Annotated in this window: 20 protein-coding genes; 3 read left to right on the top strand and 17 right to left on the bottom strand. The window is 35.6% G+C overall.

The genetic code is table 11. The annotated features are described in order from the left end of the window. Position 1: 1 nt before the first annotated feature. Together ACFFLS_RS25000 and truA are read right to left on the bottom strand one after the other, a co-directional pair. On the bottom strand, positions 2 to 1,756 hold the full coding sequence (locus ACFFLS_RS25000; RefSeq protein ID WP_379682680.1) for an ABC transporter ATP-binding protein: 1,755 nt from the start codon (positions 1,754 to 1,756) through the stop codon (positions 2 to 4). A gap of 151 nt (positions 1,757 to 1,907) precedes the next feature. Beyond that, a complete protein-coding gene (truA, locus tag ACFFLS_RS24995) occupies positions 1,908 to 2,648 on the bottom strand; it encodes a tRNA pseudouridine(38-40) synthase TruA (protein ID WP_379682679.1) in 741 nt (246 codons plus the stop codon). A gap of 256 nt (positions 2,649 to 2,904) precedes the next feature. Between truA and ACFFLS_RS24990 the strand changes: the two genes are divergently transcribed. Continuing rightward, on the top strand, positions 2,905 to 3,399 hold the full coding sequence (locus ACFFLS_RS24990; RefSeq protein ID WP_379682678.1) for a metallophosphoesterase family protein: 495 nt from the start codon (positions 2,905 to 2,907) through the stop codon (positions 3,397 to 3,399). 3 nt (positions 3,400 to 3,402) lie between these two features. On the opposite strand, the gene ACFFLS_RS24985 is transcribed toward ACFFLS_RS24990, so the two are convergent. The 3 genes from ACFFLS_RS24985 to ACFFLS_RS24975 form a co-directional block, all read right to left on the bottom strand. Continuing rightward, positions 3,403 to 4,308, bottom strand: a complete 906-nt coding sequence (locus ACFFLS_RS24985) for a sensor histidine kinase (protein ID WP_379682677.1) — start codon at positions 4,306 to 4,308, stop codon at positions 3,403 to 3,405. An 11-nt stretch (positions 4,309 to 4,319) separates the two neighbouring features. Continuing rightward, entirely contained in the window at positions 4,320 to 4,982 is a 663-nt protein-coding gene (locus ACFFLS_RS24980) for a response regulator transcription factor (protein WP_379682676.1), read from the bottom strand. A 160-nt stretch (positions 4,983 to 5,142) separates the two neighbouring features. Beyond that, the gene (locus ACFFLS_RS24975) at positions 5,143 to 5,553 is read right to left on the bottom strand and encodes a DUF4293 domain-containing protein (protein ID WP_379682675.1); all 411 of its coding nucleotides are present in this window, start codon (positions 5,551 to 5,553) and stop codon (positions 5,143 to 5,145) included. Between the two features lie 183 nt (positions 5,554 to 5,736). On the opposite strand from ACFFLS_RS24975, the gene rho reads away from it, so the two are divergent. Continuing rightward, the gene (rho, locus tag ACFFLS_RS24970; RefSeq protein ID WP_379682674.1) at positions 5,737 to 7,554 is read left to right on the top strand and encodes a transcription termination factor Rho; all 1,818 of its coding nucleotides are present in this window, start codon (positions 5,737 to 5,739) and stop codon (positions 7,552 to 7,554) included. Positions 7,555 to 7,713: 159 nt separating this feature from the next. Here the strand turns inward: rho and ACFFLS_RS24965 are convergent, their stop codons facing one another. The 6 genes from ACFFLS_RS24965 to ACFFLS_RS24940 all read right to left on the bottom strand — a co-directional run bounded on the left by ACFFLS_RS24965 (position 7,714) and on the right by ACFFLS_RS24940 (position 14,147). Further along, on the bottom strand, positions 7,714 to 8,730 hold the full coding sequence (locus tag ACFFLS_RS24965) for a M28 family peptidase (RefSeq protein ID WP_379682673.1): 1,017 nt from the start codon (positions 8,728 to 8,730) through the stop codon (positions 7,714 to 7,716). A gap of 9 nt (positions 8,731 to 8,739) precedes the next feature. Further along, positions 8,740 to 9,708: a DUF3667 domain-containing protein gene (locus ACFFLS_RS24960; RefSeq protein ID WP_379682672.1), complete on the bottom strand. Its 969-nt coding sequence runs from the start codon at positions 9,706 to 9,708 to the stop codon at positions 8,740 to 8,742. Between the two features lie 43 nt (positions 9,709 to 9,751). After that, positions 9,752 to 10,525, bottom strand: coding sequence for a dienelactone hydrolase family protein (locus tag ACFFLS_RS24955; protein ID WP_379682671.1), 774 nt, complete (start codon positions 10,523 to 10,525; stop codon positions 9,752 to 9,754). A 98-nt stretch (positions 10,526 to 10,623) separates the two neighbouring features. After that, positions 10,624 to 12,822: a penicillin acylase family protein gene (locus ACFFLS_RS24950; RefSeq protein ID WP_379682670.1), complete on the bottom strand. Its 2,199-nt coding sequence runs from the start codon at positions 12,820 to 12,822 to the stop codon at positions 10,624 to 10,626. 2 nt (positions 12,823 to 12,824) lie between these two features. Next, positions 12,825 to 13,673: a cyanophycinase gene (locus ACFFLS_RS24945; RefSeq protein WP_379682669.1), complete on the bottom strand. Its 849-nt coding sequence runs from the start codon at positions 13,671 to 13,673 to the stop codon at positions 12,825 to 12,827. 21 nt (positions 13,674 to 13,694) lie between these two features. Then, positions 13,695 to 14,147 carry an Lrp/AsnC family transcriptional regulator gene (locus ACFFLS_RS24940; protein ID WP_379682668.1) on the bottom strand — a complete coding sequence of 151 codons (453 nt, stop codon included), beginning with the start codon at positions 14,145 to 14,147 and terminating at the stop codon, positions 13,695 to 13,697. A 206-nt stretch (positions 14,148 to 14,353) separates the two neighbouring features. Here ACFFLS_RS24940 and rocD point away from each other — a divergent pair, with 206 nt between their 5' ends. Beyond that, positions 14,354 to 15,613 (top strand): ornithine--oxo-acid transaminase, encoded by a 1,260-nt coding sequence (gene rocD / locus ACFFLS_RS24935; protein ID WP_379682667.1) that lies wholly within the window; start codon positions 14,354 to 14,356, stop codon positions 15,611 to 15,613. A 312-nt stretch (positions 15,614 to 15,925) separates the two neighbouring features. On the opposite strand, the gene ACFFLS_RS24930 is transcribed toward rocD, so the two are convergent. From ACFFLS_RS24930 to ACFFLS_RS24905, 6 genes are all read right to left on the bottom strand, one after another. Next, entirely contained in the window at positions 15,926 to 17,317 is a 1,392-nt protein-coding gene (locus ACFFLS_RS24930; RefSeq protein ID WP_379682666.1) for a RagB/SusD family nutrient uptake outer membrane protein, read from the bottom strand. An 11-nt stretch (positions 17,318 to 17,328) separates the two neighbouring features. Continuing rightward, entirely contained in the window at positions 17,329 to 20,313 is a 2,985-nt protein-coding gene (locus ACFFLS_RS24925; protein ID WP_379682665.1) for a SusC/RagA family TonB-linked outer membrane protein, read from the bottom strand. A gap of 409 nt (positions 20,314 to 20,722) precedes the next feature. Beyond that, complete coding sequence (locus tag ACFFLS_RS24920) at positions 20,723 to 21,979, bottom strand: YeiH family protein (protein WP_379682664.1); 1,257 nt, start codon at positions 21,977 to 21,979, stop codon at positions 20,723 to 20,725. Positions 21,980 to 22,091: 112 nt separating this feature from the next. Then, the gene (locus tag ACFFLS_RS24915; RefSeq protein ID WP_379682663.1) at positions 22,092 to 23,708 is read right to left on the bottom strand and encodes a sulfatase-like hydrolase/transferase; all 1,617 of its coding nucleotides are present in this window, start codon (positions 23,706 to 23,708) and stop codon (positions 22,092 to 22,094) included. Between the two features lie 51 nt (positions 23,709 to 23,759). Further along, positions 23,760 to 24,473, bottom strand: coding sequence for a rhodanese-like domain-containing protein (locus ACFFLS_RS24910; RefSeq protein ID WP_379682662.1), 714 nt, complete (start codon positions 24,471 to 24,473; stop codon positions 23,760 to 23,762). 4 nt (positions 24,474 to 24,477) lie between these two features. Beyond that, entirely contained in the window at positions 24,478 to 25,545 is a 1,068-nt protein-coding gene (locus ACFFLS_RS24905) for a sterol desaturase family protein (RefSeq protein WP_379682661.1), read from the bottom strand. Positions 25,546 to 25,615: the final 70 nt, after the last annotated feature.

Raw genomic sequence — 25,615 nt, 5'->3', positions numbered from 1 at the left:
TTTAATTCGCGGCCGCAAACTGCGAATCGTATAGGTTTTTATAATAACCATCAGTTTTATGCAATAATTCCTGATGCGTTCCTTGTTCTACAATTAGACCTTTGTCCATTACTACAATTTTATCTGCATTTACAATGGTTGCCAGTCGGTGCGCGATGATAATCGAAGTTCTTCCTTTTGTAATCGTTTCCGTTGCACGCTGAATCATTTCTTCAGAATACGTATCGATTGACGAAGTGGCTTCGTCCAAAATCAAAATACTCGGATTGCTTACATACGATCGCAGAAAGGCAATCAACTGTCGTTGTCCAGACGAAAGCATTACGCCGCGTTCTTTTACATCAAAATCATAATTATCTGGAAGGTTCATGATGAAATTGTGAACTCCGATTTTTTTTGCGGCATCAATTACCTGTTCTCGCGTAATCTCAGGATTATGCAGCGTAATATTGTTGTAAATCGTATCGGCAAACAAAAACACATCTTGCAAAACAACAGCAATTTGTCTTCGAAGTGAAGCCAGTGTATAGTTTTCTATATTTTGGCCGTCAATAGAAATGGTACCGCTGTTGATTTCGTAAAAACGATTGAGCAGATTTATAATGGTCGATTTTCCGGCGCCAGTAGATCCGACAATAGCAACTGTCTGTCCAGAAGCTACCGATAAATCAATTCCTTTGATGACTTCTTCTTCCGGAATATAACTGAAACGTACATCTTTGAATTCAATTTTTCCATCAAAAACAGGAGCTTCGATTTTTCCAGTATCTTGAATGTGGTCTTGAGTGTCGATAATGTCAAAAACACGATTGGCCGCAATCATTCCGAGTTGCATTTCGTTAAATTTATCCGCAATCTGACGCAGCGGATTAAAAAGCATTCCGATAAACATCGTATAAGAGAACAAATCTCCGAAAGTAGTAAAATGATCTCCGTTCAAAATCCTAAAACCGCCATAAACTACAACCAATCCTAAAGTTATAGATGAGATAATATCGGCAATCGGAAAGAAAATAGAGTTGTATAAAATCGTTTTGATCCAGGCCGTTTTGTGTTTGTTGTTGATTTCCTTGAAGTTTTCGGCTTCAATTTTTTCACGGTTAAAAAGCTGTACGATTTTCATACCTGTAACACGTTCCTGCACAAAAGAGTTCATGTTGGCAATCTGCGTTCGTACTTCCTCAAAAGCCACCTGCATTTTGCGCTGGAAAATTCTTGTCACAAATACCAGAATAGGCATTGCAATAACAACAATCCAAGTCAGTTTCCAATTCATATAAAACATAAAAAGGAGCACCACGAGCATTTTCATCAAATCACTGATGATCATAAACAATCCTTGGCTAAAGATGCGGGCAATAGATTCAATATCCGAAACGGCTCTTGTTACCAATTGTCCAACCGGAACCAAATCGAAATATTTCATTCTAAAACTCAGAATATGCTTAAAAAGCTTCGTACGAATGTCTTTTACAATATCCTGTCCGAGCCAGTTGGCCCAGTAAACAAAATAAAACTGAGAAAAGACCTCCATCAGCAATACAATTCCCATCAGGATAATGTACTGCAATAAACCCATTTTGTCGTGAGTTTTTATGTAGCCGTCGACTGTTTGTTTTAATAAATAAGGACGAAGGGCCGCAAAAATAGACAGCGAAACGGCAAATATAATTACGCCATAGTAGCGCCATTTATAAGGCTTTGTATATTTTAAAATTCGTTTAAATAATCCAGTATCAAATGCTTTTGCTTTCATTTATTTTCAGAAGCTGTTTCCTGCTTTTCGTTGCAAGTTTTTTTCAAAAATAGGTTTTTGTATTGTTTTTTATAAGAGCTTCCTCCGGTCGCTTTATAAAAAACACAAAAAACACTATTTTTTTCAAAAAAGCTTTTCACTTCAATCAGGGCTATTTTGTAATATAATCGTAATAAATATCGGTTAAATATAATCCATGCGCCGGAACCGAAAAACCGGCTTTTTCTCTGTTTTTGCTGGCAATGATGTTTTCAAAATCTTCCAGCGTAATTTTGTGCAAACCTATATTGATTAAGGTTCCCACAATAGATCGTACCATATTCCTCAAAAAACGATTAGCCGAAATGGTGAAAATCAGTTTGTTGTTTTCTTCTTTCCAAAAAGCCTCAAAAATCGTGCAGTCAAAAGTATTAACATCTGTATTTACTTTAGAAAAACACTGAAAATCGGTATGCTTCAATAAAAGCTGCGCTGCTTCATTCATCAAAGCCACATCGAGTTTTTGAGACACATACCAGCTCAACTCCTGTAAAAACGGATTTTTAACGGTATTTATATGGTATTCATACGTTCGTTTTGATGCATCAAATCTGCAATGCGCATCATCGTGAACTGGAATAATGTCAAAAATCGCAATATCTTTTGGGAGATAAGAATTCAGTTTATGAACTAAATTCAGCACATCAATATTTTTTTCGGTATCAAAATGCCCAAACATCTCACTTGCATGCACACCAGTATCAGTTCTGCCAGCGCCCATAATGCTGATAGTCTCATTCAGCAAAACCGAAAAGGCTTTGTTTAATGTTTCCTGTACAGACGATGCGTTTGGCTGTATCTGCCAGCCGTGATAAGGAGTGCCGTTATAAGCAAATCGAATAAAATATCTCACTTTAGAGGTTCAAAGGTTCAGAGTGCGCAAAGGTACGAAAAAAAGATACTAAGATTCTGAGATGCTAAGATACTGAGATTTTTTTCTTTTTGGAGAACAAAGGTTTTTCCATTGTCTATATCTGTAGAGGCGCACTGCAGTGCGTCTAACGTTAGATTTTAAAAAAAATAAGAACAGCACGAAAGACACACTGCGGTGCGTCTCTACAAAAAAACTCAGTATCTTAGCATCTTATAATCTCAGCCACTTAAAAAAAATGACCAAAATCCTTTTGCTTTCCGATACCCACAGCCACATTGACGATACCATTCTGAAATATGTCTCGCAAGCCGATGAAGTTTGGCATGCGGGTGATATTGGCGATTTAAAAGTTACGGATACTATTAAAAATCTTAAACCTTTACGGGCGGTTTACGGAAATATAGATGATGCCAAAGCGAGATTGGAGTTCCCGTTGAACAATCGTTTTTCTTGCGAAAATGTTTCAGTTTGGATTACGCATATCGGCGGTTATCCGGGCAAATACAATCCGAGTGTAAGGGAAGAGCTGGTGCAGAATCCGCCTAAGATTTTTATCTGCGGACATTCACATATTTTAAAAGTCATGTTCGATAAAAAGAACAATCTCTTGCATATGAATCCTGGTGCTGCAGGAAAAAGCGGTTTTCACAAAGTAAGGACAATGCTTCGATTTGTTATTGACGATGACAAAATCAAAGATTTGGAAATTATAGAAATAGGAGAGAAGTAGCCATTAATGCGGTAACGGAATCTCGATTTCTATTTTTGTTCCTTCATTCATTTTAGAGAGCACAGACAGGTTGCCTTTGTATTTTTTAATTCGGGCTCTAATTCGGTTTAATCCAAAACCTTCGGCATCTTTTAGCTTTCTGTTCTTAAAACCAATTCCGTTATCCTGAATTTTAATGCTCAAATTATTGTTTTTTTCGTTAAGCCTAATTTCGGCTCTAGTCGCACAACTGTGTTTGATGATGTTGTTGAATAATTCAGAAACAATAAAATAGATTTTCATTTCAAATTTTTCAGGATATCTTTTTTGAGTCGAAATTTCACTTAAAAACTCAAAGTCAATATTTGAATTCGAATTTTTTTCGCATAAATCTTCAAGAGCATAAATAAGACCGAAACGCAGTAGTAACGACGGTACAAGGTCATGCGACATATCACGCAAAAGATCGTGTGCTTCTGCGAGTATCGATTTTGCTTTTCTGATTTCTTCAGAGTCAATCCGATTTTGTGCTGTAAAAACATTTAAATGCAATCCCGCCGAGGATAAAAGCGAATTGACATTGTCGTGTAAAAAAGACGCTATTTTTTTTCTTTCAATTTCCTGACTGTCAATGCCAGAATTTATTACATCAAGAAGTATTTTTTGCTTAATGTCTTTGCGTTTTATTTTTTGTTTGAGTTTGCTGTTCTGATAGAAAAAGTAAAACAAAAAGAACAAGATAATAACCAGAATTACAGATAAGCTTACCACTTTTTTGTTTCTTAATTGTTCCAGTTTTTGGTGCTCAACAATGTTGTTTTTATTTTGAGAAACAGCGGTAGTGTTTGCAGGGGAATATTGCCGCGCGTGAACAAGATTTGTGTTCAGCGAAAGGAAAAAAATGTAAAAGAACAATGCTCTCCAAAACATAATTAAATATTTTAAGAATTTATAATATTATGTTTCAAAGCATATTTTACAAGTCCGATAGTGCTCTTTACGTTTAGTTTTTTCATAAGATTTTTTCGGTGACTTTCTACAGTGTGGCTGCTTATATAAAGTTTTTCACTGATTTCTGTTCCGCTGTATTCTAGTGAAATAAGGGTAATGATTTCAATTTCGCGTGGACTTAATAACGGGTTGTCATTTAACGCATTCTGGTTCATTTTGGGATGATTTCCCATAAAAGAATTGAAGATTTTTTCTCTTACGGTGTCAGAAAAATATTCCTCTCCTTCTTGAACTGCCTTAATCGCCTCGATGATGTTTTCTCCGGCACATTTTTTTGTCAAATAACCTTTTGCGCCCAGTTTCATGACTTCCTTAATGATTTTTAAATCTTCATAACTAGAAAGGATGATAACTTTACATGGAGCATCATGTTCTTTAAATTCTTTTAAAGTTTCGATTCCGTCTTTATTCGGCATACTGATATCCAAAATAAGAATATCGGCATTGTTGTTTGTTACGTCTTCATAAAGCGTCCTGCCGTCAACAGATTGTCCGACTACTTCAAAGTTGGGAACAGTTTGTAACAGATTGGTTAGTCCGTCAAGGAGAACCTGATGGTCATCTGCAAGATGTATTTTTATCGTGGTCGGCATACAGTTTTTTAAATCTAAAACTGTCAAATTTATGAAAAAAATATCTTACAAAGACGGTTGTTTGTATTGTATTGACGCTAATTGCTAAAAATGGGACATAAAAAAACCCGAATAATTAAATTCGGGTTCTTCTTCGCACAAATAAACTAAGTTTATAGGTTTATCTCAAACGGTCAACAGATTTTACAAGATCTTCGTCCTTTTTGATGGCCTTATTAGCTAAAACTAATAACACGATAGCAACAATCGGAAGAAACATCCCAATACCTTTCTCAGAGACTTCAGTCTCTCCAGATAAATTTAGTGATCGGTATACAAATAATCCTAATAAAATTAAATTTAATATCATATTCAGTCTGTTCATTACAAACTGGTTTTGTCTTTTTTTGAATGAAATAATGCTTATTACGGAAAGCATGGTGCTTAAGCTTAGCAAAATGGTATAAAACTGATCTTGCATAAAAAAGAAAGGTTTTCCGTCTGCTGTTTTCCAAAGCGGAATAAACAACATCAAAATGCCAGTTGCTATAAATGCAAGAATTAAATATACTGTCTGAATTCGTTGTAACATAATCTAAAATTGTTTTACAAAAATATATTTTCTTTTTTTAAAATACTATTGTATGATTAAATTTTATTCGTATTATTGCATCATAATACCGTAAGCACTTCATACTGCGGTCAATTCAAATTTATTATCTACCTATTCTTTTTACAGTTTTTCCTTTAAAATAATTAAATTCATAGAATATTCATGTTTGATATTTCTGCATTAAAAGAAATGAAGCTTTCTGAGCTTCAAGAAATAGCTAAGTTAGCTAAAACCATAAAGTTTAATGGTGTCAAGAAAGAGACTTTAATTAGTCAGATTTTAGCACATCAGGAAGCATCTCTTGCAAGTGCTGAAGCTCCTCAAACAAACGCAGTTTCTGATGCAAAAGATGATAAGCCAAAACGCGCCAGAATCGCTCCAGCAAAAACCAAAGCAGCAAATACCAAAACTACTCCCGTTCTAGAATTTGATAAAGACGAAACTGTTCAAAAAGAAGAAAATCAGGAGATTGTAGCTGAAACTGCAGCAATTGCTCCAGAAGCTAAAGAAGTCAAAAAGACAGACAAGAAAGAGCCTAAAGTCGTAAAATTTAATAAGTCGGCATACGAGAAAAAAGTAGCTCTTAAAAAAGAAAAAGAAGTTTTAAAAGAAAATATTCCAGCAGAAATTCCAGTAACAGAAAATGTTCAAAATGATGCTGTCGCTCCAGTAAACACTGATGCAGAGGCCGAAAAAACTACACAATCGCCTGTTGCTAAAAAGGTCAATCCGAATCAAAATAAAAACCAGAACCAAAACCCAAATCAGAATCAAAACGGGAACGGAAACGGAAACAACAACAATAATCAAAATCCTAATCATAAAAACAAAAAAAGCAATAATTTCAGAGATTCAGATTTTGAATTTGACGGAATTATAGAAAGCGAAGGCGTTCTTGAAATGATGCCAGACGGCTACGGTTTTTTACGTTCATCAGATTATAATTACCTAGCTTCTCCAGATGATATTTATTTATCAACTTCGCAGATTAGATTATTTGGTTTAAAAACCGGAGATACTGTAAAAGGAGTTGTTCGTCCTCCGAAAGAAGGAGAGAAATTTTTTCCTTTAGTTCGTGTACTTAAAATCAACGGACACGATCCGCAAGTAGTTCGCGATAGGGTTTCTTTTGAGCACTTGACGCCTGTTTTTCCTTCAGAAAAATTCAAATTAGCCGAAAAAGGCAGTTCTATATCAACCCGAATTATTGATTTGTTTTCTCCTATCGGAAAAGGGCAGCGTGGAATGATTGTGGCACAGCCAAAAACAGGTAAAACAATGCTTTTAAAAGACATTGCAAATGCCATCGCAGCAAATCATCCAGAAGTGTATTTAATCGTTCTTTTGATAGACGAGCGTCCTGAGGAGGTTACAGATATGCAACGAAGCGTACGAGGTGAGGTTATCGCATCAACATTTGACAGAGAACCGCAAGAACATGTTAAAATTGCTAACATTGTGCTCGAAAAATCAAAACGTTTAGTAGAATGCGGACATGATGTTGTTATTCTTTTGGATTCGATTACACGTTTGGCAAGAGCTTACAATACGGTTCAGCCTGCATCAGGAAAAGTATTGAGTGGAGGTGTGGATGCCAACGCATTACAAAAACCAAAACGTTTCTTCGGAGCCGCAAGAAATGTTGAAAATGGAGGTTCGTTAAGTATTATCGCAACTGCCTTAACTGAAACGGGTTCTAAAATGGACGAGGTTATTTTTGAAGAATTCAAAGGAACCGGTAATATGGAGCTTCAGTTAGACCGTAAGATTGCCAACAAACGTATTTTCCCTGCTATCGATCTTACATCATCAAGCACACGACGTGATGATTTATTGTTAGATGAAAAAACATTACAAAGAATGTGGATCATGCGTAAGTACCTTTCAGACATGAACCCAGTTGAATCTATGGATTTCGTAAACGACCGTTTCAAGAAAACTAGAAACAACGAAGAGTTTTTGATTTCTATGAATGACTAAGTAAGGAACAAAGGTTCAAAGTAACAAAGGTTCAGAGTTTTTTTACTGTGAATCTATAAAAACAAAAAAGGATGAGTTTATTAAAAACTCATCCTTTTTTGTTTTATCTGGTAACTTAAAATCTTTGTTGCTTTGAACCTTTGCTCCTAAAATAGGTTCCTATTTTTTATCAACTATCGGTCTATTTTCTCTGTTGGCTAAATCCCAAGCGATTACGAAGGCTAGTTGTGTTCTTTTTGTTAAAGCGTCGTATTCGATTTTTTGAGGTTCGTCGCCTTTTTGGTGGTAATCTTCGTGAACTCCGTTGAAGAAGAAAACAGATGGGATTCCGTGTTTTGCGAAGTTGTAATGGTCAGAACGTTCGTAGAAATGGTTTGGGTCTTTCGGGTCGTTAAATTTGAAATCCAAATCCATTTTAATGTATTTGTCATTTTGATCCACAACAGTTTTATGCAGTTCAGATGATAATCTGTCGGCACCGATTACATAAACGTAATTGTTTGTATTAGCATGCTCAACATCACGACGACCAATCATGTCAATGTTGATGTCAGCTATTGTATTTGCTATAGGAAACAATGGATTTTCAGAATAAAAACGAGATCCGTGAAGGCCGTGTTCTTCTCCAGTTACGTGAAGAAACAAAATAGAACGTTTTGGTCCGTGTCCTTGTTTTTTTGCTTTAGCGAAAGCTTTAGCCATTTCTATAACAGCAACTGTTCCTGAACCGTCATCGTCTGCTCCATTGTAAACTTCTCCATCTTTAATTCCAACATGGTCATAATGCGCAGAGATTACCAAAATTTCATCCGGTTTTTCAGAACCTTCTATAAAAGCCCAAATGTTCTCAGAATCAGGAAGATTTTGATTTCGTCTTGCGTTTAAATAAGAGGCAGGAATATGCTGATAGTAATCTGAAGCTCCTTTTGGAAAAGAGATGCCATTCTTTTTGTATTGCTCAATCATATAAAGGCCTGCTTTCTTCTGTCCTGCAGAACCCGTTTCGCGGCCTTCCATTTCATCAGAAGCAATAACGTATAACATTGTTTTAAGGTCCTTCTGCGTAATGAGTTTCATGTATTTTGTTGGATCAGAATTGTCTTTTGAGCCAACAGACTGCGTGTTTTTACATGAAAACGCAGAAGCGATTAATAATAAAATCAGTAATTTTTTCATTCTAGATTGTTAGTGTAAATTAATAAATATGTATAGGACATAAGCCGTCAGTAAAAATAGTATAAATATAGAGTTTAGAAAGAATAATAGTACACTTTTAACAAATGAGACTGTCCTTGATTCTCCATAAAAACGATGATGCGCAGGGTAGAAATAGTAGCACATCCAGACAGTTCCGACAAAAGTAGTGATATTTGATATAAGGCTTAACGGACTGTCTTCTCCAAAAGAGCCAATAATTCTGTCGATAATGAACATTATAAGAAACATAAGTAGTAAAAACGAAAAATAATGGAGTGTAAAAATACCGTGGTCAAAATAATACCATCTCTTTTTATTGTGAAAAAGCCAAAGAAAAAAAGCAAAAAAAGGCATTACAATAAAAAGGATTTTCGGTATATTATGGAAAAAAGATTCTACGAATTTTTCGATTATTTCCTTTTTTGTGTTGGTTTCCGTAACATGCACTGCTTTCTCATAAACCCAATAACTAAAAGCATTTAGTTTCTCACTTTCTTTTCCATATTTCTGTATAGAATCAATTTCTTTCATCGATTTTAGCTGAAAGTATTTTTTCTTATTACTGTTTAAACCGTTTTTTTCTGAACTTTCAAAGTTTGATGTGATTTCTTTTTCACCTTTTGTTAAACTGTCTTTTGTTTTACTTGGAAACAAAGCAATTAGCAAGAAAGTGATAAAACTGATAAAAATATAAAGCCTGACTGGAGCTAAATAAGAAAGGCGTTTTCCTGATAGGTATTCTTTAGTAAGCGTTGAAGGCTTAAAAAGCAGATTGCGAATAGTTCTCCAAAAAGCATTTTCGTAATGCGTTAAATCTTCGAAGAAATGAACAAATAAGTGATGGAAAGTTTTTCGGCTTTCGCTGTTTTCTTGTCCGCAATTTGGGCAGAATTTTTGTTCGACCACATGCCTGCAGTTCAAACAGGTTTTGTCTTTTCTAATTGTGTTATGTGACATTGAATTGGTTTGATTGGTTTGTCTTTGGTGGGATTTGGTGGTATTATTTTTTTAAAACTTCGTTTAAGAAAAGCTGTAAGTGATCAAAAGATCTTTTGGCAGCCAAAGCGTTATAAGCAGCGCCTTTAGAATTGTCGTTTCCTGCCTCCGGATTCGTAAATGAATGTACCGAATTTGCATAATAAATCATCTGCCAATCGGCTTTGGTATCGCGCATTTCCTGCTGGAAAGCGGTAATTTCTTCTTTCGGAACAAAAGGATCATCGGCACCATGACAAATCAAGACTTTTGCAGTGAACGGTTCCGCAGCACGGCTGGCATCTTTTCCTAAACCGCCATGAAAAGAAGCGATTCCTTTTACATTCAAATGGCCTCGTGCGGCTTCAAGAACTCCTGTTCCTCCAAAGCAATATCCGATTGCCACGATATTATCTGCATTGGCTCCCGATTTTACTAATTCTTGTAAGGCAGCATCGATTCTTTTTTGATATGCCTCGTAATTCTTTTTATAGAAACCAGCTTGTTTTCCAGCTTCGGAAGTGTTTTTTGGATAATTTCCTTCTCCGTAAATATCAGCGATAAAAACATGATAACCAAGTTTAGATAAGTTCTCCGCAATATCTTTAGATGCCTTGTCAATTCCAAGCCAAGCCGGAAGAAGTAAGATTCCAGGATTTTGAGTGTTTTTCTTTGCAGATTTTACAAATAATCCGTTAAGTGACTGATTACCTTCGGAATATTTTACAGGTTTTAGTTGTGCCATGATTGTAGTAGAAAACAATAAGGTTGCAATTATAAATGTAGCTGTATTTTTCATTTTTTACAATTTTTAACAAATATCAGAAATATTATGTTACAAAAAAACCTCGAAAGCTATTTCTTACGAGGTTATTTAACAATTTAGTTTAAGAGGGATCATTGACCCGGATGATAGGTCTTTTCAGCGTTTTTTTCTACATCTTCTTTATAAAACAATACATCTTTAAATTTTCCTTGTTGATACATTTCTGATTGATCGTCAAAATGTTTTGAGTTTTTATCGCCACTGTTTCCGCCCGCTAAGAGTGATTTAGCTTTTATTCTTGAACCGAATTCTACCGCACAGACAAAACTGTTTCCGTTATAGCCATACCTTTTTTTAGAATTGTTCTGATAATTGCTTTTAAAGGAAGGAAGGCTTCCCCAAGAGCCTGGCCCAAAACCGATTGGCAGACTTGACAGATTATCGTCGTATTTTAAATTAATGTCACCACTGTTACGCTGAAAACGGTTAATTTCTCCCCATTTTACCTGCCAAGTTCCCCATTTTGATTTTAATTCGTTTAAAACACTCTGCAACTGTGGAATCATTTGTTCGGCAGTAGCTTTTTTGGCAAAATTTAAAGTGTTTGCCACCTGATCGGGTTCTCCTTCGTCTACATACGCTTTTTGAATTATAGGATCAAGTTTGTATGCCCATTCGATTGCCAGCGATGCAGGAACAGAATTCTCGTTTGCATAATAATCCCAATTACTCATGATGGATACTGCTTGCGCTAATTCGTCATAATTTGGATAATCTGATTTAATGGTTTCAAAAACGCGTTTAAGATTTGGAATCAAAATTTCGAAAATAGATAATTTCGAATCGTAGCCTTTTGCTATAACTTGGTCTAATGTATATTTTTCAGGATTTTCAAAAATTCGTACTGCATTGATACCTCTAAAGTTTTCTCCGTCAGGCGCCATATAAGGCGGGAAATTTTCTTTTTTCGGACTGTTTTTTCCAGCCGAAGTAAAAGGTGTCGAATTGCAATTTTGTAGCCAGCCGTTTAAAGGATTGTATACATGAACGGTTTCGTTTACTTCATGAAGTCCATGCCATTGCGTGGCTGAGACAGATCCATCCATTACTTTTGACCAGTTTAGTTTTTTATCTCTTATCGGGATAAAATTTCCATGCCAATAGGCAATGTTTCCTTTGTTATCGGCATAAACGGTGTTGTTGGAAGTATTTGCTTTTAAATCCATAGCTTTTTTGTATTCTTCAAAAGACTTGGATTTGGTACGTGTCCAGCTTTGGATTAAACTGGTCATGGAGCGGTTCATCGATTTTAAGCTGATCCATTTTCCGTCTCTTTCTGCCATTACCGGACCTTTGTTGGTAAAAAACGTTTTAAATTCTTTAGAATGCAATTTTCCGTTTTCGGTATATTTTATAGTGATTTGTTTTTCTTTTACAGGATATAGTTTCTTGTCAAGCTCATAATAATATTTTCCTTTTTTTGAACTGATTTTCTCCGCGTACATATCTGCAACATCTACATTTGATGAAGTATGCATCCAACCGCAGTTTTCGTTGAAACCCTGATAAACAAAAAACTGTCCCCAAGTTACGGCTCCATAAACATTTAAACCTTCTTCGCTGGAAATCTGAACTTCGGGCCTGAAATAAAAAGTGGTATGCGGATTAATATACAAAATTGCATTGCCGCTAGTTGTTTTGGATGGTGCAAAAGCAAAACCATTTGATCCGGTTTGGACGTATTTTTCTCTTTCGACATAAGCAACCTTGTCTTTATTTCCAGAGTAAAATGCTTTTAATTCTGCTGTAGAAAGATCTGCCGTGCTGATTGCTCCGATGCTTCCATCGGTCCATAATAGAGGAAACCAAGGCTCAAAATGAGTTAAAAGGGCTGGTTTTACTTCGGGATGTTTGTAGAGATAAAAATTGATTGCATCTGCATAACTGTTTAGGAGTTTTTTAAGCCAAATTGGTGCTTTTTTATAATCTTCTTTTGCTTCTTCGGTATCAATCAAAAGCCGAATTTCAAGATCATTGTACAAAACCGACTGTCCTTTTACTTCAGAAAGGCGTCCGAGTTTTTCAATATAATTCATTTCAATACGCTGAAAATCATCTTCACATTGTGCATACAAAAGTCCAAAAACAGCATCTGCGTCAGTTTTTCCATAAACATGCGGAATTCCCCAATTGTCTCTGATTATTGTAACCTGTTTTGCTGCTTTTTCTAAACGGTCAATTTCTTTTAGACTAATTTTCTGTGCATTAACAAAGAAACTTATAAAAAACAGTGCAGTAATAATTTTCGCTCTGCGAATAAAATCAGACATGATTATTTAATTTTAAATTTTTGACCCGAAGTATAAATGCTCATTTGCAGGCTTTCGATAGAAATGAGGTTGTTTTTTTTCGATTTTAAAATACCTTTCGGATTTCGAACTACAATAACTTCACTTTCTCCGGTTACTTCTACTTCATTGTTTCGAACTATAATCGCGGTACTTTCATCGATTCCGATTCCCGTTAGCGATGGAAATTCGACCAATGCAGAAAGAAGTCTATTGTAGCGGTTACGTTTAAGAAAATGCTGGTCAATCACGGCTGTTTTCAATAAACCTAATCCTTCAGAAGTTTCTAGATTATCATAACGAATGTTGTCAAAAGTTCCTGAATATTCCTTTTCTAGTTTTTGGTTTCCGGTAATCATTTTTTCAGACATCACGGCCGCACCGGCGCTGGTACCCGAAATGGTGCTTCCGTTTTCGTAAGCTTTTAAAATAGCCGTTTTTATAGGAGTATTATGCACCACAGACATGAAACGAGTTTGGTCGCCGCCGCTTATAAAAATCAATTTTGCTTTTTGAAGCGAGTCGGTAAGTTTTTTATTTTGAGCCGTTTCCTTATTGAAATTGAGCATCACAATCGGATGTGGCGTAAGTTTTACCATTTGATTTTTGAAGAAGATAAAAGAACTGTCGGGTTCTTCGCTGGACATCGGAAGAACGGCAATAAAATCCTTTTGTCCAAGTTGGGCGACTTCCAAAACCTTTTTCATCAATTCGTCAGAACGATCTCCGCCGCCGATGATAAATAATTTTCCTTTAGGATTCTGAGCTTCTGAAAAAAAGGAACAGAAAAACATCGAAAAAAATAACAGACGAAAAACGGAGAAATTGTTCATGGTTTTACTTTTAAAAACGTTTTATAAGGTAATGTTTCGTTTAAAGGCACAGCCTAATTCTATAATCGAATCGGTTTTGGCAATTCCGGGAATACTATCGATTTTTTCGTACAAAATGCTTCGCATGTGCTCATGGTTTTTTGCGATTATTTTGATATAAAGTGTAAATGAACCCGTTACATAATAACATTCTGTGATTTCGGGAATCTCTTTTAAGGCCTGTATTACGCGGTCTGAATCGGAATCTTTGTTTAACGAAATTCCGGTAAAAGATGCCCAGTCGTATCCTATCTTTTTTTCCTGGATAATAGGCTTAATTCCGCTTATGATGCCTTGTTCGGTCATTCTGTTGATGCGCTGGTGCACCATTGTATTTGAAATCTTTAAATTGGTCGCTATAGCGGAAAATGCCATTCTGCCGTCTCTTTCTAATTCTTTTAGAATATTAATATCAAAATCGTCTAAATTATCCATAAGTTGAAATTTCTCTTTTTTATAAAAGTAATTATTTTTTTCAATAAATAAAGAAGAAAGAGATTTTGCCAAGGTTTCGGATTTGCTTTTTTTGATGTTTAAAATTCATATTTGACTTTGTTTAGCTGTTTTTAAAGTCAAAAAACATATTTTTAGGTTTTAAATAAATTAATTTTGTTACTTTTGTGTTTCTAAAACAATAAATTATGATTGATACAGAAAAAGCACTTTCATCAAAGTCTGAAATTTTGATTGAAAAAGAAAATAAATATGGAGCTCATAATTACCATCCGCTTCCTGTGGTTTTAGAAAGGGGAGAAGGAGTATATGTTTGGGATGTTGACGGGAAAAAATATTTTGATTTTCTTTCGGCTTATTCGGCAGTAAATCAAGGGCATTGCCATCCTAAGATTGTTCAGGCTATGATCGATCAGGCTCAAAAACTGACTTTGACTTCACGTGCTTTTTACAATGATAAACTTGGAAATTACGAAGAATTTGTAACTAAATATTTTGGTTTTGATAAAGTTCTTCCAATGAATACTGGTGCCGAAGCTGTAGAAACGGCATTGAAAGTCTGCAGAAAATGGGCTTATGAAGTAAAGGGAATTCCTGAAAATCAGGCACAAGTGATTGTGTGTGAGAATAATTTTCACGGGCGTACTACAACCATAATTTCTTTTTCTAATGATGAAACTGCGCGTAAAAATTTCGGACCTTTTACTGACGGATTTATAAAAATAGAATACGACAATCTTGAAGCGCTTGAAAATGCTTTAAATTCATCTAAAAATATTGCAGGATTCTTGGTTGAGCCAATTCAGGGAGAAGCTGGTGTTTATGTTCCGTCTGAAGGTTATTTAGCAAAAGCGAAAGCATTGTGCGAAAAACATAATGTTCTTTTTATTGCCGATGAAGTACAGACCGGAATCGCTCGTACTGGGAAATTACTTGCGGTTCACCACGAAAACGTGCAACCTGATATTTTGATTTTAGGAAAAGCAATTTCTGGTGGTGTTTATCCGGTTTCTGCAGTTTTATGTAATGATGAAATAATGAATGTAATTAAACCGGGACAACATGGTTCTACTTTTGGAGGAAATCCTGTTGCGGCGGCAGTAGCCATTACAGCTCTTGAAGTGGTGAGGGATGAAAAACTTGCTGAAAATGCAGAAAAACTTGGAGCCATTCTTCGAAAGGGCCTTAATGAAATCGCCTCTAAGAATGATTTGATTACACTGGTTAGAGGTAAAGGACTTTTGAATGCCATTGTCATCAACTGTGATGAAAATTCTGATTTGGCTTGGGAAATATGTTTGAAATTTAGAGATAATGGTTTGCTTGCTAAACCAACGCATGGAAATAAAATACGTCTGGCACCGCCTTTGGTTATGACAGAAGAACAAATTCAGGAATGTATTCAAATTATAGAAAAGTCTTTGAACGATTTTAGATATTTTTTTTAAGAGGCAAAGGTTCAAAGTGACAAAGGTTCAAAGTTTTTTTTTAAGATAAAGGCTCAAAGGTTTATAGAATAGTATAAACCTTTGAACCTTTGTCGCTTTGTTACTCTGTTATTTTTTTTTGGAACTAAAAACTGACTTCCGTAGCGAGGAGGATTCTGTGCTAATATCTATTTTTTGTAACGGAATTGGGAATGTTCAAAGATTCAAAGTCTTTTAAAAGATAAAGGTTCAAAGATTTATAGAATAGTATAAACCTTTGAACCTTTGTCACTTTGAACCTTTGTTACTCTGTTACTTTTTTACAACTAAAAACTAACTTCCATAGCCTGGATTCTGGGTTATTTTACCATTTGTATCCATTTCTCTTAACGGAATTGGGAATACTAATTTATTATCGTTGTAAGGAATCAATACTGAGCCGTCTCCATTTACATCAATAGAACCTTTGGTTCTTTTCAGGTCATGAATAGCAAATCCTTCCATAGCCAATTCTAACTCGCGTTCTGCTAAAATATCATCAAGCGTAATTAGTATAAAATTAGTCGCGTTAGCTCTGGATCTTATTAAATTGATGTCATTTAACGGAGTATCTCCAACAGCTGTGCCTAATCTAAAGTTGCTTTCGGCTCTGATCAAATACATTTCGGCAAGACGAATAATTCCGACATCGCCAAACTGATTGGTGTATTTAGAGGTTAATAATCTTCCGTTGTCATCATTCACATAATTAAAATTAGCTCTTACATCATTAGGATCTGTAAACTTATCTAGGTATGTATTTCTGATTTCGATATCACCTCCGCGTCCTCCATTGCCTTCAGAAGCGTACATTACTACAATTTCATTTTCTCCTGTCTGTTTTGTAATCTGTACAGCAAAAATATCTTCAATTTGATTCACGTCATGATTAAAGGCTCCTGCATAAGTGTTAGACAATGCTCTACCACTGTCGCTTATTACTTCATCAGCGGCATCTCTTGCTGCTTCATAATTTTGCTGTTGCAGATATACTCTTGCCAATAATGCTTTTGCTGCGTATTTATCAGGATAAAAGCTGTTTTCTTCTGGTAGATTGTCATAAGCATCATTTAAACCTGAAATTACCAAGGCATATACTTCTTCGACTGTGCTTCTTTCTTTAGATAAATCAGAATTATAATCGTAGATAGCATTTGGTCTGATAATAACTCCAAGCTGCGTATTTTGCTTACCGGCTTCATACGGTTGGGCAAAAAAGCGTACCAGATCAAAATAAGCCAATGACTTTAAGAATTTTGCTTCCGCAATCATTCGGGCTTGTTTATCAGGATCTTTTACTTTGTCAATATTTTCTATTACAATGTTTCCTGCGTTGATAATGTCATAACAACGCTTATATATTTGTCTAACAAAAGCATTATCTGTAAGGATCGTTTTAGTGTACATCTGTCTAAACTCTCCGTAGGTTCCTCTCCATCTAAAATCGGTTGTGGCAGTAACTCCAGTTTGCGCCATTAAATCTCCAGATACAAGCATTCGTCCTCCGTAAACATCTGCATCTGCAACAAGGGCATAAGCTCCGTTCAGAATATTGGTAATACCTCCTTCGGTACTTAACGTAATATCGGAATCCTGACTTTGTTGCGGGTCAATTTCCAGCTCATTTTCACAACTCGTCAAAAAAGCTGTGAAGAGAAAAAGTAAGATATATTTATATGATTTCATTTGTTGTATTTTTAAAAATTAAGATTTACACCTAAAGCAATTGTTCTCGCAGGTGGAGCAGAATAAAAATCTTCTCCGATTCCTGTATCATCTCTTCTGGCTTCTGGATCAGTACCGTTGTATTTGGTAAAAGTAAGTAAGTTTACTCCTGTTGCATACAAACGAACACTGCTGATTCCCGCTTCTTTAAGAATTGTTTTTGGAAGTGTATACCCAAGAGTTAAGTTTCTTAGACGAATAAAATCTGCTTGGTCAAGAAATCTTGTAGAATCACCTGTTCCGTTGCTGCCGTATAATCTAGCCTGAGGGACATCTGTAATATCTCCCGGATTCTGCCAGCGTCTCAACTGATCAGCAGTCTGGTTGTCAAAATAATCTCCAGCTACAGATTGGTATCTTCCGGCTGAATTATAGATGCTAGCTCCCCATTCTCCCTGAAAAGTAAAAGTTAAATCAAATCCTTTGTAATTCAGAGTGTTGGTTAAACCTGCCATTAATTCTGGGAAAGGATTTCCAGCAACAACTCTTTTTGCCTGGCTGTAATCGTTTGTAGTACTTCTGTCAATTGTACCATCAAGATTTACAGTGTTTTTTATGAAAAGCGCATCTCCGTTTGCAGGGTCAACTCCAGCATATTCTACAAGGTAAAAAGAAGAAATATTTTCGCCGACTCTGTTAATGGTATAGGTTGTCACAATGTCTTTGCCATTTGGCATTGACAATACTTTTGACTGATTGGTTGTAATATTGAAGCTAGTATTCCAAGTAAAGTTTTCGGTACTAAAATTTTTAGTGTTTAAAGTAAATTCGAAACCTTTACTTTCAATTTTACCAACATTTTTATTGATAGTACTTGCTCCTGAGCTTATCGCTAAAGGAACTTCAAACAATAATCCGTCGGTAGTTTTGTTGTAGTAATCAACTTCGACATTGATTCTATCAAATAAACCAAATTCTACTCCAAAATCTACCTGAGTTGATTTTTCCCAAGTTAAATTATCATTTCCGGCTTGAAAAAAAGTAAGCCCTGATTTTAAATTATAAGGATTAGACTCATATAACTGACGAGAAGCAAAGTTCTCAATTTCAGCATTTCCTAGTTTTCCCCAACTTCCTTTTAATTTTAAGAATGACAATGTTTTGTTTTCTTTTAAGAAACTTTCTTCAGAAATAATCCATCCTGCAGAAAACGCGGGAAAAATCCCGAATCTTTCATTTTTTCCAAAACGTGAAGAACCATCACGACGAATACTTGCTTTAAATAAGTACTTATTTGCAAACGAATAATTAAGTCTTCCAAATTGAGAAACAAAAGTATATCCGGTTTCTCTTCCTTCTCCTGCGTTAACTTCGGCACCTCCATCAATCGTCTGGAAAGAATCGTCTGGGAAATAAATACTGGTTACAGACTGGTATCTTCTGTGGTATTTATTGAATTCCATACCTACAACGGCATTTATAGTGTGTTTTTCGGCAAATGTTTTGTCAAAACTAAAGTAGTTACTAAAAATGTACGTTTCGTTGTTTACGGATGTCGCATAAACTTCGCCATCTGTTGCCATAAACGGTGCATTTTTCCCCTGCCAGTAATCTTCTGTCTGAGAAAGAAGGTCATAAGCAAAATCAGAATTGAATTTTAATGAAGAAAGAAGCTGGTATTCGCCAAATACTTTTCCTGTAAGTCTTCTCATAATGGTTTTCCAGAATGAATTATCAGCCGCTAAGAAGTAATTCGCATAAAGTGTATTCGGATTTGCGCTTCCGTCATCTAAACGAGCCTGAGACAATGGTGATTGCGCTACAACCTGAAGTGGTGTCGTAAAGGCGTTATCATCCTGTACACGATCTATTTCAGATCTTGAAAAGCTTAAATTCATTCCAGCAGTAAAACGATCAGAAACTTTGTGAGAAAGGTTGGTTCTCGCTGTTATTCTTTGTAAATCATTATTTACTACAATACCTTTTGTGTTATTATATGCTCCAGAGAAAAAGTATTTCGTTTTGGCATCTCCACCAGAAACAGAAAAATCTGCATCTGTTGTAAGTCCGTCACGTAAAACAAGATCTTGCCAGTCAGTATTTACCTGTCTGCTTCTCCAGTCTGTTCCCTGTGCAAGAAAATCGAAAGTGCTTTCTGCTTCGGCCGCATCTCCGGTTCCGTTTATAGAAGCTTCTGTAAACAATTCAACATACTGATCTGCATTCAGCCATTTCTTTTTGTTTGTTGCTGTACTCACACCTTGAGAAAAGTTAAGAGAAAAAGTCCCTTTTCCGTCTTTTCCTTTTTTGGTAGTAATGATTACAACTCCGTTTGCTCCTCGCGCACCGTAAATAGCGGCCGACGAAGCATCTTTTAATACATCAATAGATTCTATTTCATTTGGGCTTAAAGTCAGTAATGGATTGGTTGGAGCTCCATTGGTAGACTCGTTTGAAGTGATAAGCGGAATACCGTCTAAAACATATAATGGATCTGTTCCTGCACTGATACTCGCCGCACCACGAACGCGAATTTTTACGCCTCCGTCTACTTTTCCATTCGTTTGTGTTATCTGCACCCCAGCCAGTTTACCTACTAAGGCATTTTGTACGTTTGCCACTGGAACCTGCTGGATATCTTTAGCAGTTACACGAGCTATATTATCAGTAGATTTTCTTTTTACTTGTGTTCCGTATCCTACTACAAGAACGGTTTCTAACTCATTGGAAGCATCCTGAAGTGAAATTTTTAAGGCTTTTGATGCTTGGACCTCGATGGTCTGCATTCCAAGGTAAGAAATTACTAAAGTTTGCCCTTCTTTAGCATTGATAGTAAATTCTCCATCAAAATTTGTCTGAGTGCTTACATTAGTTCCCTTTAAAATAACATTTGCACCCGGGATAGGAAGTCCTGTTTTATCGGTAACTTTTCCGGAAACCGTTCCATCTTGTGCTGTCGCTATTTGTACAAAAAATACAAATAGTAGAAGCATAAATTGCTTTAATTTAATTTTCATTGTTCTTCTGATTTAAATTAGTTATCTCAAATATCTTAAATTAATGTTAATGTTTTTAATGTTTTTGCGGATAATTGTCACATTTGTCGTTGTTTTTGTGTGTTTGTCGATTTTTGCATTGTTATTTGGTGAGATTTGTGTTTTGTTGCTGTTTTTTTTACGTAAACTGCAAAGCTGCAATTTTGCTAAAGAAGTTAATACTGGTTTTATGTATGCAAAAAGAAAAAGCGACTGCTTTGCAACAATCGCTTTCTGGCTATAATTACTAAAAATATCAAAAAAAGTAATTATCTCATAATAGAGAATGCATGGATTGCAAACTCTTTTTTATTTTATAAATGGTTTAAGCTTTATCATTTGTAAATGATTAAATGCAAAAAACATATTGTAATTCACGGCAGATAAATTTTTAACTAAAAAGGAAAAAAGCGATAATCAGTGTAATGATAATATTGAATAATTGTGCAAGTAAAAAGGCATATAAGGGTTTGCGGCTGTTGTTGGCAAGAAGATCTTTAAAATTGGTTTCCAAACCAATGCTTGTAAAAGCCAAAGCAAACCAGATTCCTTGAAGATTTTTCAAACTGTCTTTTACATTATCTCTAGTTTCTGCGGTAATTAGGAATGAAAACAGCAGAGAAGCCGTAATAAATCCAATTACGAATTTTGGAAAACGTTGCCAAATTACTTTTAAAGTCGGTTTTGATTCAACGGTTTCAGATGATGCATTTTGTGAATATGTCCAATATACCGAAATGGCAAAGGCTGCTAATCCTAATAATACATTTTGAGAAAATTTTACAATCGTACTGATTTTTAAAGCTGTTTCTCCAACCAAAGTTCCAGAAGCAGCTACGGCTCCAGATGTGTCTATGCTGCCTCCAAGCCAGGCTCCAGTTACTTCTTCGGGAAAATTGAAATATTGGGCAATTAAAGGCATGAAAATCATCATGGGTACTGCCGTAATCAAGACAATTGAAATGACATAAGACAGCTTTTTTGCATCGCCTTTTATTGCGCCTGAAGTAGCAATTGCGGCAGAAACACCGCAAATGGAAACGGCACTTGAAATCATCATAGCCAATTCATCGTCGACTTTTAATTTTCGGCAGAGCCAGAATGCAAAATACCAAACTGATAAAACGACAAATAAAGCCTGAATTAATCCGAGTGAACCGGCTTTTAAAATATCCGAAAAAATTACGCTGGTGCCTAATAAAACCAATCCGATTTTTACAAAAACTTCTGTTGAAAGTGCTGCTCGGAACCATTCTGGAAGTTTGAAAAAATTACCAATAGCCAGACCAATTAGTAAACTAAAAATTACCGCTTCGAGATTAACCGATTTTATTGCCGAATTTCCAGCCAAGAGAAGAGCGACCAATGTTAAGAAATATAGCGCTGGAAAAGTAAACAAAAAATACTTAACCGACTTTCCGATTAAAAACACACCTAATGTTCCGATAAAAATTAAATATATAAATTGGATAAAAATAATTTTAAGGTTTTTGAAATTAAATACTTTTGCTGTTAAATCACCAGTATCTGACCAGCTGAAAACTGGAACTTCGGGAATAAAAATAAAAAGAGAGATTCCGATAATGAGAAAACTCAGAATAACGACAGTCCAATCTTCGTGAATGGTAAATTTTGTTGAGGTTGACATTTTATTTTAGTTTTCCTGCAAGGTTTTCAGAACCTTGCAGCCATTAATTATTAATTTGGATAAATAAAAAGAAACCTAAAAGGCTTTGGAAACCTTGCAGGGTTATATGAAATTATAAATCGACAAAGTATTTTTGTTTTCCAAAGTCGAATTCATAATGCATAAGATTTGGCCACAGAGGTTTTACAAGGCCTTTTTCCCAGTTTTTTAAAGCATCTTCCAATTCTTTTACTTTTTCAGGATTTTTTGCTGCCAAATCAGTTTTTTCAGATTTGTCTGAAGCAAGGTTATAAAGCCATTTTTCATGTGTTTTGCCGCTAATTATTAGTTTCCAGTCACTACTTCTGATGGCTTTTGCATCACCTGAACGCCAGTAAAGGTTCTTATGGGCTTCTTTATTTTCATTTACGGTCGAAATTAAATCGACGCCATCATAGATTCTGTCCTTTGGAAGATCGGAATGAATAGCAGCAGCAATTGTGGTAAAAATATCAAGCGTACTTACAGGCGTTTTATAGACGGTATTCGGTTTGACTTTCCCTTTCCACGAAAGTGCAAAAGGAACATTTACACCACCTTCAAAATGTGAAAACTTGCCACCTTTTAAAGGTGCATTTGTCGTTGCAAAAGTGTAATCGGCTCCTCCGTTGTCACTGGCAAAAATGATCAAAGTATTTTCTTCAAGTCCTTCTTTTTTCACTTTTGCACGAATCCTACCGATTGCATCGTCTAAAGCGCTTATCATTGCAAAATAAACACGTTTGTTTTCGTCTTTTACATTCGGAAAACGATCATAATATTTTTTACGCACCTGAAATGGCGTATGCGGCGCATTGAACGGAATGTAAAGTAGAAACGGCTTGTCTTTGTTTTTATCGATGAAAGTTTCAGCTTCGTCAGCAAATTTTTCGGTTAAATACTCTTTTTCGTCAATAATCGTGGTATCTCTTCGAATTTTTCCAATTCCGACACGTCCTTGTCCCCAAATTACTTTATCGGTAAAATCTTTATGATGATGGTTGACGATGTCTGGATTGTCATCTTCGGGAGCAAAAAGTGAAAAAGCCTGATAAAATCCGTAGTGATAATCAAAGCCACGATCCAAAGGAAAAAAGCCCTTGTTGTGGCCTAAATGCCATTTTCCAATAATAGCCGTACTGTAGCCTTTTCTTTTTGCCAAATCAGCAAAAGTAATTTCAGATTGCGGTAATCCCTGCGTGGCAATTGAAGCATTATTTGGATACGTGATTTTAGGATTCAGATGCCAATTATCTGTATTGATTAGGTATTTGAAAGCATAATATTCCAGATTATTTTTCGGATAACGATCGCCCGGTTGAAATTCATGACCAAAACGTTCTTGATATCTTCCAGTAATGAGTCCGGCTCTTGATGGCGAACAAATAGAAGATGAGACATAACCATCTGAAAAAGTTACACCAGAAGCCGCCAGAGAATCAATCTGAGGTGTTGGCGCTGATTTTCCTCCATATAAGGAAATATCATATTTGCCTAAGTCATCTGCGAGCAAAATAATGATATTAGGCTTTTTCTCTAAAGAGGAAGTATCTTTTTGTGATAGAAATGTTTTTTTGCCTTCGGCTAGTATTTTATCGGCTTCAATTAGTTTTCCGTCAGTATTGATAGGCCAAAATAAAAATGCTGCTATAATTAGGAGCACTATCAAAATAGAGACAACAATTTTGGTTATTTTTTTATAGGTTGCCATAGTTTGGTTTTGGTTGGTTTTTGAATGGATAGAGATTTATACACATTTTCGTCATTTCGAAGCCAAAGCAAGATCAACATCATTTTTCAAGTCGCCTAGACCGTCTTTTTTGAAAATAATGTTACTGTTTTGATAGAGAATTAAAGTAGGAAAGACTTTTATGTTTTTTAAATCGGCAATAACCTGCGGGCTTTCTTCTAATTCAATTTCGATGATTTTTAGCTTTTCTCCGTACTGAGTTCTCAGTGATTCTAAAATTGGTTTTACGGTTTTACAGGTTGCGCAATATTTAGAACCTATATCTACCAAAACATATTGATTTTCAGAAAGTATCTTTTTGTATTCTGCCAATGATAATTTGCTTTTTAGATTGCTGTAAAAAGGTTTTCCGCCTCCAATCCAGCTGGCAATGCCTCCTTCCAGAATATATACTTCTGTAAAACCTCTCTTTCCCAGATCGGATGCTAATAGTCCGCTTCTATAAGCGGCAATCGAATAAATAAATACTGGTTTTGAGGGATTTAAATTCGCGACATATTTTTCATAATCTTCTGATTTAAGATTGAAATTTAGAGCGCCTTCGATATGGTTAAGAGCGAATTCTTCAGGACTTCTTGCGTCAATTATTTGTGGCTGTTTTTGATTTTTCACTTTGGTGTAAAAAGCATCCAGCAATAGATTTGCGCTTTGTCCCTGAGGAAAAACAGCAATTGTAATTAGAAATACAATTGCTGTTAAACTAAATTTTAGTTTAGATTTTTTCATTTTGCTATTGAGCCTGCTCTAATTCTAATGCTGGAACCGGATTTTCTTCAACAAGAGCAACTTTTGGTTTTAATGGAAGTGACAAAACACCTTCAGCAAGAGAGCTTCCTTCTTTTTTAGATTTAAAAATCGGCCAAAGAAACTGCGCATACCATTCTTCTTGTTTGTATGATTTTGTTCCGTATGATTCGGGGAATTTACGAGTAATCAATCCTGTTCCGAAGATTACATCCCAGATAAAAAACATATTTCCGAAGTTTCCTTTAAAATGACCAACACCGTCTCCGCTTGTATCTGCATGATGTGCGTGATGTGTTGCAGGAGTAGAAATCAATCTTTCTAAAACCCAAGCAATCGGATGTAAAACTTTGTATTTGTAGAAAGGTTTATCCCACGCAATGCTTGAATGCGCTCCTAAAGTGATAAAACTTTTAATTACCAAAACAAATAAAGCAGGTAATCCTAATCCTAAATACGTTAAAGTTGCAGTCAAATAAATCTGTGAAAAGAAAATCGTGTAGATAAAGTTTTGTCTAGAAGCCATCGCCATTCCCATATATGGAGCAGAATGATGTGTTCTGTGAAAACGCCATAAAAAAGGCACTTGATGATGCAGTCTGTGGTACCAATATTGCGTTAAATCATCTGCAATTGCAATAAGAAAAAATCCTCCCCAAAATGGAACCCATGATAATGAATTAGCCAGATTTGGTATTAGGTATGGTAAAGCTGTCAAACTGAAAAAAGCAATTACTGGAGGCAAAATTAATTTTGGCGCCAAGAAAGAAACAATATCAATTTTGCGTTCTTCCCCTGTCCATTCGTCGTCGTATAAACCTGCTGCAAATTCGATGATGCCCAACACAATCATAAATACGATTAATCCCCAAGACCTGATGTTGGCAAAAACGGGCTGTAGAAATTGTAAAAATGAGGGTACGGTTAAATGTGATTCATTTACAGAGGAACCGCCCAGTTGAAAGTAAAGATAAATTGCCACAACCGGCAATGCGTAAATGAAGAAACTAATTGTTAAGTCTCTCGTTAATTTTTCTTTTTGAACTATTGCCATGATTTCTTATTTTAAAAATTGATTAATAATGGTTAATCCTCCGGCTAAAATGGCCAGTGGTACTAAAAAC

It is taken from the genome of Flavobacterium procerum, from assembly GCF_042431625.1.
GTDB classification, from domain to species: Bacteria; Bacteroidota; Bacteroidia; order Flavobacteriales; family Flavobacteriaceae; genus Flavobacterium; species Flavobacterium procerum.
The sequence above is the reverse complement of the archived record's forward strand: the minus strand, read 5'-3'. Positions and strand labels throughout refer to the sequence as shown.

Coding starts and splice junctions, on each gene's coding strand:
- ACFFLS_RS24920 (WP_379682664.1), bottom strand. CDS start 21,979: ATGTCAACCTCAACAAAATTTACCATTCACGAAGATTGGACTGTCGTT.
- ACFFLS_RS24940 (WP_379682668.1), bottom strand. CDS start 14,147: ATGGATAATTTAGACGATTTTGATATTAATATTCTAAAAGAATTAGAA.
- ACFFLS_RS24910 (WP_379682662.1), bottom strand. CDS start 24,473: ATGAAAAAATCTAAACTAAAATTTAGTTTAACAGCAATTGTATTTCTA.
- ACFFLS_RS24945 (WP_379682669.1), bottom strand. CDS start 13,673: ATGAACAATTTCTCCGTTTTTCGTCTGTTATTTTTTTCGATGTTTTTC.
- ACFFLS_RS24960 (WP_379682672.1), bottom strand. CDS start 9,708: ATGTCACATAACACAATTAGAAAAGACAAAACCTGTTTGAACTGCAGG.
- ACFFLS_RS25000 (WP_379682680.1), bottom strand. CDS start 1,756: ATGAAAGCAAAAGCATTTGATACTGGATTATTTAAACGAATTTTAAAA.
- ACFFLS_RS24915 (WP_379682663.1), bottom strand. CDS start 23,708: ATGGCAACCTATAAAAAAATAACCAAAATTGTTGTCTCTATTTTGATA.
- rocD (WP_379682667.1), top strand. CDS start 14,354: ATGATTGATACAGAAAAAGCACTTTCATCAAAGTCTGAAATTTTGATT.
- ACFFLS_RS24905 (WP_379682661.1), bottom strand. CDS start 25,545: ATGGCAATAGTTCAAAAAGAAAAATTAACGAGAGACTTAACAATTAGT.
- ACFFLS_RS24980 (WP_379682676.1), bottom strand. CDS start 4,982: ATGCCGACCACGATAAAAATACATCTTGCAGATGACCATCAGGTTCTC.
- ACFFLS_RS24985 (WP_379682677.1), bottom strand. CDS start 4,308: ATGTTTTGGAGAGCATTGTTCTTTTACATTTTTTTCCTTTCGCTGAAC.
- ACFFLS_RS24925 (WP_379682665.1), bottom strand. CDS start 20,313: ATGAAAATTAAATTAAAGCAATTTATGCTTCTACTATTTGTATTTTTT.
- ACFFLS_RS24930 (WP_379682666.1), bottom strand. CDS start 17,317: ATGAAATCATATAAATATATCTTACTTTTTCTCTTCACAGCTTTTTTG.
- ACFFLS_RS24990 (WP_379682678.1), top strand. CDS start 2,905: ATGACCAAAATCCTTTTGCTTTCCGATACCCACAGCCACATTGACGAT.
- ACFFLS_RS24955 (WP_379682671.1), bottom strand. CDS start 10,525: ATGAAAAATACAGCTACATTTATAATTGCAACCTTATTGTTTTCTACT.
- ACFFLS_RS24975 (WP_379682675.1), bottom strand. CDS start 5,553: ATGTTACAACGAATTCAGACAGTATATTTAATTCTTGCATTTATAGCA.
- rho (WP_379682674.1), top strand. CDS start 5,737: ATGTTTGATATTTCTGCATTAAAAGAAATGAAGCTTTCTGAGCTTCAA.
- ACFFLS_RS24950 (WP_379682670.1), bottom strand. CDS start 12,822: ATGTCTGATTTTATTCGCAGAGCGAAAATTATTACTGCACTGTTTTTT.
- ACFFLS_RS24965 (WP_379682673.1), bottom strand. CDS start 8,730: ATGAAAAAATTACTGATTTTATTATTAATCGCTTCTGCGTTTTCATGT.